Source organism: Pseudomonas gingeri (assembly GCF_013385635.1).
Taxonomy (GTDB): Bacteria; Pseudomonadota; Gammaproteobacteria; order Pseudomonadales; family Pseudomonadaceae; genus Aquipseudomonas; species Aquipseudomonas gingeri_A.
Map to the genome: position 1 here is coordinate 100,598 of NZ_JACAPR010000022.1, position 9,735 is coordinate 110,332.

The 9,735-nt window shown below is 59.4% G+C and carries 12 protein-coding genes; 7 read left to right on the forward strand and 5 right to left on the reverse strand.

Annotated elements, in window-relative coordinates; all coding sequences use genetic code 11:
• Positions 1–60: 60 nt before the first annotated feature.
• Positions 61–792 (forward strand): cysteine hydrolase family protein, encoded by a 732-nt coding sequence (locus HX851_RS25665; RefSeq protein ID WP_177065540.1) that lies wholly within the window; start codon positions 61–63, stop codon positions 790–792.
• 36 nt (positions 793–828) lie between these two features.
• Here HX851_RS25665 and HX851_RS25670 read toward each other — a convergent pair whose 3' ends face one another.
• Entirely contained in the window at positions 829–1,062 is a 234-nt protein-coding gene (locus HX851_RS25670) for a hypothetical protein (RefSeq protein ID WP_146049187.1), read from the reverse strand.
• 344 nt (positions 1,063–1,406) lie between these two features.
• On the opposite strand from HX851_RS25670, the gene HX851_RS25675 reads away from it, so the two are divergent.
• Positions 1,407–1,550 carry an alpha/beta fold hydrolase gene (locus HX851_RS25675; RefSeq protein ID WP_177056910.1) on the forward strand — a complete coding sequence of 48 codons (144 nt, stop codon included), beginning with the start codon at positions 1,407–1,409 and terminating at the stop codon, positions 1,548–1,550.
• A gap of 54 nt (positions 1,551–1,604) precedes the next feature.
• Here HX851_RS25675 and HX851_RS25680 read toward each other — a convergent pair whose 3' ends face one another.
• From HX851_RS25680 to HX851_RS25690, 3 genes are all read right to left on the reverse strand, one after another.
• A complete protein-coding gene (locus tag HX851_RS25680; RefSeq protein WP_017128363.1) occupies positions 1,605–1,814 on the reverse strand; it encodes a hypothetical protein in 210 nt (69 codons plus the stop codon).
• A gap of 97 nt (positions 1,815–1,911) precedes the next feature.
• Positions 1,912–2,547 carry a TetR/AcrR family transcriptional regulator gene (locus tag HX851_RS25685; protein ID WP_256261927.1) on the reverse strand — a complete coding sequence of 212 codons (636 nt, stop codon included), beginning with the start codon at positions 2,545–2,547 and terminating at the stop codon, positions 1,912–1,914.
• Between the two features lie 70 nt (positions 2,548–2,617).
• A complete protein-coding gene (locus HX851_RS25690; protein ID WP_177065538.1) occupies positions 2,618–3,481 on the reverse strand; it encodes an NmrA family NAD(P)-binding protein in 864 nt (287 codons plus the stop codon).
• 219 nt (positions 3,482–3,700) lie between these two features.
• On the opposite strand from HX851_RS25690, the gene HX851_RS25695 reads away from it, so the two are divergent.
• Together HX851_RS25695 and HX851_RS25700 are read left to right on the forward strand one after the other, a co-directional pair.
• On the forward strand, positions 3,701–4,285 hold the full coding sequence (locus HX851_RS25695; protein WP_017128360.1) for a TetR/AcrR family transcriptional regulator: 585 nt from the start codon (positions 3,701–3,703) through the stop codon (positions 4,283–4,285).
• A gap of 250 nt (positions 4,286–4,535) precedes the next feature.
• Positions 4,536–5,039: a hypothetical protein gene (locus tag HX851_RS25700; RefSeq protein ID WP_177065537.1), complete on the forward strand. Its 504-nt coding sequence runs from the start codon at positions 4,536–4,538 to the stop codon at positions 5,037–5,039.
• Positions 5,040–5,270: 231 nt separating this feature from the next.
• Here the strand turns inward: HX851_RS25700 and HX851_RS25705 are convergent, their stop codons facing one another.
• Positions 5,271–5,702, reverse strand: coding sequence for a nuclear transport factor 2 family protein (locus HX851_RS25705; protein WP_017128358.1), 432 nt, complete (start codon positions 5,700–5,702; stop codon positions 5,271–5,273).
• Between the two features lie 294 nt (positions 5,703–5,996).
• On the opposite strand from HX851_RS25705, the gene HX851_RS25710 reads away from it, so the two are divergent.
• The 3 genes from HX851_RS25710 to HX851_RS25720 form a co-directional block, all read left to right on the forward strand.
• Positions 5,997–7,400, forward strand: a complete 1,404-nt coding sequence (locus HX851_RS25710; RefSeq protein ID WP_177056912.1) for an MFS transporter — start codon at positions 5,997–5,999, stop codon at positions 7,398–7,400.
• Positions 7,401–7,603: 203 nt separating this feature from the next.
• Entirely contained in the window at positions 7,604–8,917 is a 1,314-nt protein-coding gene (locus tag HX851_RS25715) for a diguanylate cyclase domain-containing protein (RefSeq protein ID WP_369680908.1), read from the forward strand.
• Between the two features lie 635 nt (positions 8,918–9,552).
• The coding region (locus HX851_RS25720; protein ID WP_177065528.1) for a PAAR domain-containing protein at positions 9,553–9,735 on the forward strand (183 nt) is incomplete at its 3' end.

The following is a 9,735-nucleotide window of genomic DNA, read 5'->3' on the forward strand; positions in this document are numbered from 1 at the left end:
ACCCTAACGGATGCCACGGCGCGACGAGTAAATCCCTATAGTCGAACGGAGTCCAGCGCCATGAACAACCCTTCAGCCCAGAGCACCTCACCGTATGCCGACCCGACCGACCCGGCCTTGCCCGATCCCGGCATGCGGCTCGACCTTCGCCGCGCGGCCCTGGTGGTCATCGATCCGCAGATCGATTTCCTCAGCCCCGAAGGCGTCAGCTGGCCGGTGTTCGGCAAGAGCATTGTCGAGCACGACACCGTCAAGCATATCGGCCAGTTGTTCGGCGCGGCCAAGGCTGCCGGCATCACCGTTGCCGTATCCCCGCACTATTACTATCCGTGCGACCACGACTGGCATTTCGGCGGGCCGCTGGAAAAGGTCATGCACAGCATCGGCATGTTCGACCGCAAGGGACCGCTGACACTCGACGGCTTCGAGAACTCCGGTGCCGACTTCATGCCCGAGTACAAGCCCTACATTCTCGACGGCAAGACCCTTATCGCTTCACCGCATAAAGTCTACGGCCCGGAAACCAACGACCTGGCACTGCAACTGCGCAAGCATGGCGTCTCGCAGGTCATCCTGGCCGGCATGGCGGCGAACCTGTGCGTTGAATCGCACCTGCGGGAACTGCTCGAACTCGGTTTCGAAGTGGCCGTGGTCCGTGACGCCACCGCCGGACCGACCACACCGGAAGGCGATGGCTACCTGGCGGCATTGATCAACTACCGGTATATCGCCAATGCCCTGTGGAGCACGGAGCAGGCGCTTGGGTATCTGCGGGGAAGCCGTTTGGAGTGAGGTAGGCGAAACGGTGGGTTCGACGCCATCAGCCCGTCATCTGACGGGATGCTGCGCGGCATTGCATACGCTCAGAAAGGCACTGCCCATCGCCGTCATTCGCACATCGCTGTAGGCCAACTGCTGAGTTCCCACATGGGCTACGGCTTGTGCGTAGTCGAAGCTGATCAACTGTTCCAGCGTATCGACTTCGGCGGGTTCCCTGATCTCGTTTTTGCCCTGGGCGATTTCATTCAGGAGACTGCAGAAAGCGGTGTCTTGTTTGCTCACGGTCAAGCCTCTTCCCGGTTGTATTACGCTGAGCCACGCCTGCGCGCCGGCTTCCCTGGAGAGAGGTTAGACAGGCTCCCGCGAACGTGCCAGCAGGGTCCTGGAAAGCATCACTCCTGGTGATAGCGCCCGATAACGCCGCCCTCGGCCAGACGGGTATAGGCTGAGCCTCCAATGACCGTCCATTGATGAGCACTCTATGCCACTGATTGCGTATGAAGATCTTCAGGCTCAAGACATCCCCACCTGCCTCGGTCGCTTGCGGGTACGCAGTGTCGGGCAGGGCGAGGCGATCGTGTTCTGGTCCAGCCTGCTGATGAGCGGCCGTCAGCGAAACCCGAGCCATGGCACAAGCCATTCCGGGCGCTGAATTTGTCGTGATTGAACGAACCGCGCACCTGGCGGCGCTGGAGAATCCGACGGAGGTCAATCCGCTGATCGATCGATTCCTGAAGGGCGCCAAACTCGCAGCAGGAATGCCCGGCTGACGAACAGGGGGGCGGACCGGCGATAGCGCAGCCGTGTCCGCCGGGTGCAACGCTTTAGACGACTTCGTCGATCAGCGAGGTTTTTTTCGGGGTTTCCACTACCGGTGGAGTCACCGGATTCTTCAATTGGTCCCGCAGCTTTTGCAGTGCTTCTTTCTGGGCATCGGTCAAAGGTGGCGGCGGGGTGCTGGAAGGGGGGAGCGTAATCGGCGACCGATTGCCGTCAGTGTTCAGGATGGGCAGGGGGCTGTTGGTGATTTGCATGTCACTGCTTCCGTGAGTGAGGGTTGAATCCAGGCTATCGACTGTTTTCCGGCGAGCTTTAGAGCTTATGCTCCAATCCGTTGAAGACAGCGCCCAATCAACTGAGCGCCGTACGGACCTCACGCAGGATTTCTTCGGCCAGCTCCGGATCGTCTACCGCACGGGCCAGGATGATGGCCCCCACCATGCTGGAAACCTGGTGAATGGCCTGGCGACGGGCGTGGCGCTTTTTCGCCTTGGCGAAGGGCAGCGTCATACTCTCGAGAACACGCTTGATATGGCGAGTGAAGGTAGGGCGAACCAACGGCTCTTTGGCAATTTCCGATCCCAGAGCGGCCATCAGGCAGCCATTGCCCATGTCGTCACGATGCGCCTCGCTCAGATACTCCCGGATGTAATGCTGCATAAGCTCAGTCGACTCTTGCGCTGCTTGCAGCGGGGCAAGGGTTCTGGCTGAGGCGTCACACAAACTCTTCGCGATCAGGTCGTCCTTTGACTCGAAGTGGTTATAGAACGCGCCATGGGTCAGCCCCGTGGCCTTCATGATTTCACTGAGGCTGACACCAGAAAACCCCCGTTCGCGAAACAGGATCGATGCCTGCTGCAAAATCCTCCGGTGCTTTTCTGCTGTTTCTTCAGCGGGGTAGCGCATGGTGGTCCCGTAGATCCAATAAAGACTGAAGGGAAGAGTGTACCCATCGGGATGAGTCAGCGGAAGCATGACGACCATCATGCCAGAGTCCATGAGCATGTCGGGCTGGAACAGCCGGATGGCCGTCCCAGCCCGATTTCCGGTGTCGGTGTCAGCTCAACACATCACGATGTTCCGCGATGAATTCAGCAGGGGTCTGCAGGGGACCACCGATGATCTGCGTGCCGATGTCATCCAGGCCTTCCAGACGTTTTTCCTGCTGGTCGACTTTCACCGCGGTGAAGTGGGTCACGTAGGCCGGATCGGTGTCCAGGCCCAGGGTTTTGACAAACTCTTGCGGTGAAACCTGCTGGAAACGCACCTCTTTACCCAGGGTGTCCGCCAGGACGCCGGCCAGTTCCTTATGGCTGTACTCGATGGGCCCGTTCAGCACGTAGGCCTTGTTCGCATGAGGCTCGGGATTGGTCAGGACGCCGGCAATGATTTTGGCGATATCGCGAGTGGCGATAGGCGCAAAGCGGCTGTCCGCGTCGAACGGTGTCAGGTACACGCCGGCGCGGATCAGTGGCGCAATGTAGAGCATCCACTGGGCAAAAAAGGTGACACGCAGGTGGGTGGTCGGCACGCCGGACCAACTGAAGACCTGCTCCGACAGCCAGTGATTGAGGGTCGTCTGGCTGCGGGCATCAGGGCGCGATTGCTTGTGGGACATGTTGGCGATGATCTTCACGCCTTCTTCCTTCGCTGCTTGGGCGAAGATGGCAGCCGCTTCCACCAGGCCATTGCCCAGGGGGTAGACGAAGTAGGCACCGTCGACACCTTTCATGGCCGGGCGCAGTTCCTTCAGCTTCAGCGCATCGCCAACAAAGATGGTTGCACCCAGATCCCTCAGTTTCTGCGAGCGCTCATCTTCACGATGAACAAAGGCATTCACGCGATGGCCATTTTCAAGCAGATATTTGACCGTGGGAGCACCGGTGGCGCCGGTGGCACCTGTTACCAGATAGGTGTTCATGAGTTTCTCCTGAAGCATCAGACAAAAGGGGGCGGAAATCTGTCAACGCATCCATGATGGCCATCATGTTATGTAGCGATGAAGCATGACGATCATCATGCTTCGAGACAAAGCATGATGAGCATCATGTTTGATGTCAATCCCTCGATGCGAACAGTCCTGGGCCAGCCCCAAATGCGCAGGGTTGACTACCAGCCTACTAGAAGGTAGGTTTGCGGAATGAACAATCGATCCAGCACCTATCATGAAATCCTCCACTGCGCCCGGACGCTGATCATTACCGGCGGCTACAGTGGTTTCAGCTACGCGGACATCTCCGAATCCGTGGGAATCCGCAAGGCCAGCATCCACCATCATTTCGCCACGAAAGTGGACCTGGTCCTCGCGCTGGTGGCGCAGTATCGCGAAGAGGCCGAAGCCGGCATCGCCGCGCTGGAACGGCATTTCCCCAATCCCGTGGACCAGCTGCGTGCCTATAACGACTATTGGCTGGGCTGCATCGACGATGCGGCGAAGGGCTTTTGCGTGTGCGCCTTGCTGGCAAGCCAGATGCCGGTCCTGCCCCAGGAAGTGGCACTGGCGGTGAGGGCTCATTTTCGCTCGCTTTCTGCCTGGCTGACGTCCGTCATGGAGCGCGGAGCCAAGCAGGGCACCCTGGCGCTGTCCTGCGACGCCCGCGCCGAAGCCGAGACCTTCATGGCCACGGTGCATGGCGCCATGCTGTCCGCTCGTGCCTATGGCGATCCCAAGATGTTCGGGGCAATCACCCGACCACTTATCGAAAGGCTGGTCATCACGCAGTAAAGAGGAGGGCGCCGGGCATCGTCCGTTCGTCCACTGATGGCTTGCAAAGAAACCTACCAACTAGTAGGTTGTTTTAGATGGAGAGGCACAGCGTCCAACAGGCCGGCGTCTCCGAACCGACCGTTCCATGATGAGAGCCGTACGCGGCAAAAATTTTTCACCGAACAACCTACCAACTAGTTGGTAGTCAACTTAAGCAACGGATTTCGCCATCAGCGCGGTCCGAGTATTCAGAAGGAGTCAATGTCCCATGCCTCATCCCATTTCTGTGCTGGGCGCCTGCCATACCGCCATCAGTCTGGTGCCATTGGTCGCGGGGCTCTACAGCTATGTCCGCTACCAGAAAATCGAACCCTCCACCCGCTCCGCCAAGGTGTACCTCATTGGCCTGGCCGTGTCGGTAGTGACATCGTTCGGCCTATCCAGCACCGGCGGCTTCAATGCCGGCCATGCCCTGGGCATCCTGGCGCTGCTGGCGATATCCGGTGCCCTGGTGATTCCACGGATACGCCTGCTGGGACGTGCGCGACCCTATCTGTCGCAGTTTGGGTTCACGTTCAGCTTCTTTCTGCTGTTGGTCCCGGGAATCAATGAGACGCTGACCCGCTTGCCTGCCGCTCACCCGCTGGCGGATGGCCCTCAATCCCCCCTGGTGCAGGGCGCATTGGCGGCGTGGCTGGGCATTTTTGTCGTGGGTGCCGCGCTGCAGTTCTGGTGGATTCGTTCCCAGCGCGGGAAGATGCAGGCGGCCTGAGGTGGGCGAGGGCGGCGGTGTTCGTCACACCGCCGCAGTTTCACGCGCCTGATGGGGGCGGTGACCCGATGGCTGGATATTGGGCCCCAAGGCCCATGTAATTTTTGAAATCTCCTCCGCCAGGGTATTGGGCAGTTCCACCCAATCGAAGGCATCCCGCAAGCCGGGTGGGGGTTTGCTGACTCCGCCCAAGAGAGTCGTCAGAAAGTAATTGCCTGGCAGGCCCTGGACTCAGAAACGGAAAGCCTGTCGACCAATCAGCTTCCACTCACCGTGCTGTTTTTTCCAGATCTGGAAGTTTTCGATTTCGGTGGGCACCAGTACACCGCTGTTGATGGCCTGAGCCGAGAAATGGTTGCGCACCAGGGCCACGTCACCATTCATGGTGATGGTCTGGTTGAGCATCTTCAGTTCCTTGAAACCGCTTCTGCCGGTTTCGATGTCGGCGATAAATTCCTGCTTATCCTGGATCTTTCCGCTGGAGTGTCCATAGGTCAGCTTGTCATCCGCCAGCGCCTGCAGCTTGGGAATGTCCTTGTGCCACATGGCCTGGGTCAACTGGTCCACGGCTGCCGCTACATCTTTTTCGCCTGGCGCCGATGCGGCCGCTGCGTAACCGCTCAAGAGACACAAAAAACCAATAACCAGCTTGACGTTCTTCATCATGTTTCCTTGTTGTTGTGGGTGTTCGGATAGGAGGAAGGGCTGGACACCGAAGCGTCGTAGGTTGTCGTACAACAATTTGGCGATTATCAAAACATCCTCCGACCCTTGTCAACACTCGGAAACGCAAAAGCTGCTGGCCTGCAAAGGCGATTCAGAGTCTTCAGGAGGTTGAGCCGAGGGCCGTACGAGGACCGCATTTTTTGTCGGCCATCACAAATGCAGCCTCTTTTGATTTGTTGTACGATGACGTATAAGTAATGATTCCAAACCCAAAAATAATAAAGTGACGCCATGAATCTGAACGAACCCATCAACGCGCAACGCGTCAGCCAGACCGTCGGCAGATACCGCTGGACCATCTGCGCCCTGTTGTTCTTTGCCACCACCATCAATTACCTCGACCGCCAGGTGCTGAGCCTGCTGGCACCGGACCTGTCCAGGCAATTCGGCTGGAGCAATACCGACTACGCCAATATCGCCGCTGTCTTCCAGTTCGTGTACGCGATTTCCATGCTGTTCGCCGGTCGTGTGGTCGACAAGATCGGCTCCAAGGCAGGTTTCATCGTGGCGATTTGCATCTGGTCGAGCGGGGCGGTGATGCATGCCGTTTCCGTACCGGTGGGTGAGGGGATCGCCGCTGTCTGTACCGCGTTCGGTGTGGCCGCCATCCCGGTCTCGATCGCCGGCTTCATGCTGGCGCGCGCTGTACTGGCGATCGGCGAATCGGGCAATTTCCCGACCGCGATCAAGGTCACCGCCGAATACTTCCCGAAGAAAGAGCGCTCCCTGGCCACCGGGATCTTCAACTCCGGCGCCAATATCGGCGCGATCCTGGCGCCGATCTGCGTGCCCCTGATCGCCGGCCTGTGGGGTTGGGAAGCCGCCTTTATCGTGATCGGCATGCTGGGCTTCATCTGGATGGCCTTCTGGATCGCGCTGTACAAGAAACCGGAGCTGCAAAAACGCCTGTCCGCAGAGGAGCTGAGCTACATCCGCATGGATCAGGAGGTGCCGCTGGTTGCCAGCGCACAACCATCGGCGCCCGTCGGCAAGGTCTCGTGGTTCCAGTTGCTGAAGTACCGCCAGACCTGGGCGTTCGCCTTTGGCAAATTCATGACCGATGGCGTGTGGTGGTTTTTCCTGTTCTGGCTGCCGACCTACCTGTCGGAGCAATACGGCATGAAGGGCGCGGCCATTGTGATGCCGTTGACGGTGCTGTACAGCATGACCATGGTGGGCAGTATTGGCGGTGGCTGGTTCCCCAGCTATTTCATGGCACGGGGCGATGCGCCTTATGACGGGCGGATGAAAGCCATGCTGGTGATCGCGCTCTTTCCGCTGGTGGTGCTGCTGGCGCAGCCGTTCGGCCACATCAGTTTCTGGGTGCCGGTGGTGCTGATCGGCATCGGCGCCTCGGCGCATCAGGCCTGGTCGGCGAATATCTTCACCACTGTCTCGGACATGTTTCCGAAAAAAGCCGTTGGCTCCGTGGTTGGCATCGGCGGCATGGCGGGGGGCTTTGGCGGGGTCGTGCTGACCAAGATCGGCGGCTGGGTGTTCGACCACTACAAGCTGGTTGGCGATATCCGCACCGGCTACATGATCATGTTTGCCGCCTGCGCACTGGCCTACCTGGTGGCCTGGAGCGTGATGAAGACACTGGTGCCGCGGCACAAGGAAATCACCGACTTGTAGGTGACCGCCTCATCTCTCGGGCAGCAGGCGGACCCGCGATAAAGAAGCGCTGCCCGCCTGCTGCAAAGGCGGGCGGGGCCTGAACCGGTCACGCCTGCAATTGGCATACATGGCGGCACCGAGCTACAGTGGCATTTCCTGGCTAGCGTGGTATGCCCTGCCTGAGGGAAGCGGTATTACAGACATGGAGGTGCGTATTGCAAGTGCAAGCTGAGCGGCTGGAAATCCTCGTCGTGGATGACCAGGAGGAAAACCTGGCGGAGATGCAGGAGCTGCTGGAAGAGCTCGACCGGACAGTGCACTGCGCCGACTCCGGGGCCAAGGCGCTGGCGTGCATGACCACCGGCAAAATCGGCCTGGTGCTGATGGATGTGCAGATGCCCGGCATGGATGGCTTCGCGGTTGCACGCAGAATGCGTGACGATCCCACTACCCGATTCACGCCGATCATCTTCATCTCGGGCCTGCGCCAGACCGATGATGTGCTCAACCAGGGTTACGCCGCCGGCGCCGTGGACTTCATGACCAAGCCGGTGCACCCGACGATGCTGCTGCACAAGGCTCGGGTGCTGCTAGAACACGATCACTACCGGCGCGGGCTGTTGCAGACCACGCAACAACTGGAACAGCAGCGTTCTTTCAATGCGTCGATCCTGAACAATACCGCCGAAGGCATCCTGGTGGTGGGCAGCGATGGCCGCATCCGCTTTGCCAATCCGGCGATCACCCGCATGCTCGGTTGTTCCGAGAGTGAACTGCAGGGCAGCGAGTTGATCGCCTGGGTTGAATCGCCCCATGAGGACACCTGGCAAGACTCGGTATGGCTGGAGTACTTTCACAGTGGCGAAACCCTTCGCCTGCATGACGCCAACCTGCGCAACCGCGAAGGCCAGACGATCCCGGTGGCCTTGTCCTGCTCGCCACTGCTTGAAGAGCAGGACGCCATGACGCTGCTGGCCCTGGACATGTCATCGGTGCGTGAGCTGCATCGCCAGCTCGAAATCATGACGATCACCGATGCCCTGACCGGGCTGCTCAACCGCAGGGGATTCCTGCAGGCGCTGCAGGCCGCCATCGCCCGCAACCAGCGCACCGGCAGGATGAGCGCGCTGCTGTACCTGGACCTGGACGGCTTCAAGCAGATCAACGACAAGTTCGGCCATGACCGCGGCGATGAGGCGCTGCGCTGGGTCAGCGGCCAGTTGAAAGGGTGCCTGAGGCCTTACGACCGACTGGCCAGGATTGGTGGCGATGAGTTCACCATCATTATCGAAGGCATCGACAGCCCGGATGACGCGGCCGCGGTGGCCGACAAGTTGATAGCGCAGGTGGGCGCCGACCATGAGAACTTCCTCCTGGGAGCCAGTATCGGCATCGCCTGCTTGCCCACCAGTGGGACGACGGTGGAAGAGCTGATGCGTGCGGCTGATGGGGCGATGTATGAGGCCAAGCATGGAGGGAAGGGGCAGTATCGGTTTGCGGCGGGTCAGCAGGGTGTTGCCGCAGGTCGTAATTGACTAAAACTTGGTGGTGCCGCGCAGTCACTCTGGCAAAGAGATCGACAGGGTGAGGGCGCCCATGTTCGGCGCTCACTGTGCCGGGTCTGAAGCGGACTTGTTTTCATCGTGCATATCTCGGGCGACAGCTATCGCCTCAAGGACAAACGTAAGGCCGGTACCAGCCCGACACGGGCATTGAAAACCGTTTAGAAACAGGCCGAGGGGGTCAAATTTCAATCGGCGAAAAATTAGGGAAAGGGGTCAGTTTTGGGCCGGCGTTGACACGGATGAAGGTTGATGCGCTGTAGGGTGCGGTTTCTCCCTGTCGGGCGTTGCCCGCAGACCTATTGAAGACGACAGATATCCGCTTTATCCATCATATGACCAGCCTCTATATCGGAGACGATCAGTTCCAGTTCAACCGTAAAGTGCCTGGAACCGCTGAGCGGGTGCCTATCCGAACGGTCAGTTGTTCAGATTTGCATGATTGGGCAGCATCTCTCACGCCACTCTGGCGAAATCTCCTATCAGATCAACCAGCCCCCAATGGGGTTCGAGCCTCCTTGGGCGTGTGAAAGGGAAAGCGCAATGAACCATGCAGAAACCGAGGGCCAGGGCCTTCTACAACCCGGTTATCCAACGGGTAGCCTCAGGTGAGACGCTATCACATCACCGTCGGGGCGAAGACCTCGGTGGGCGGTATCGTGAAGACTGGCAGCCAGGACTCCAGTATTGCCGGCCAGCCCATTGCCAGGGAGCGCGATCTGGTTTCCTGCCCGGTGTGCCGCAGCGACGGCGTTATCGTCCTCGCTGGCCGGCATCTGGTGGAACTGTAC

Bases quoted from the DNA above. Each gene is read 5' to 3' on its own strand.
- HX851_RS25665 (WP_177065540.1), top strand. From the start codon at position 61: ATGAACAACCCTTCAGCCCAGAGCACCTCACCGTATGCCGACCCGACC.
- HX851_RS25675 (WP_177056910.1), top strand. From the start codon at position 1,407: ATGGCACAAGCCATTCCGGGCGCTGAATTTGTCGTGATTGAACGAACC.
- HX851_RS25680 (WP_017128363.1), bottom strand. From the start codon at position 1,814: ATGCAAATCACCAACAGCCCCCTGCCCATCCTGAACACTGACGGCAAT.
- HX851_RS25685 (WP_256261927.1), bottom strand. From the start codon at position 2,547: ATGATGGTCGTCATGCTTCCGCTGACTCATCCCGATGGGTACACTCTT.
- HX851_RS25690 (WP_177065538.1), bottom strand. From the start codon at position 3,481: ATGAACACCTATCTGGTAACAGGTGCCACCGGCGCCACCGGTGCTCCC.
- HX851_RS25695 (WP_017128360.1), top strand. From the start codon at position 3,701: ATGAACAATCGATCCAGCACCTATCATGAAATCCTCCACTGCGCCCGG.
- HX851_RS25700 (WP_177065537.1), top strand. From the start codon at position 4,536: ATGCCTCATCCCATTTCTGTGCTGGGCGCCTGCCATACCGCCATCAGT.
- HX851_RS25705 (WP_017128358.1), bottom strand. From the start codon at position 5,702: ATGAAGAACGTCAAGCTGGTTATTGGTTTTTTGTGTCTCTTGAGCGGT.
- HX851_RS25710 (WP_177056912.1), top strand. From the start codon at position 5,997: ATGAATCTGAACGAACCCATCAACGCGCAACGCGTCAGCCAGACCGTC.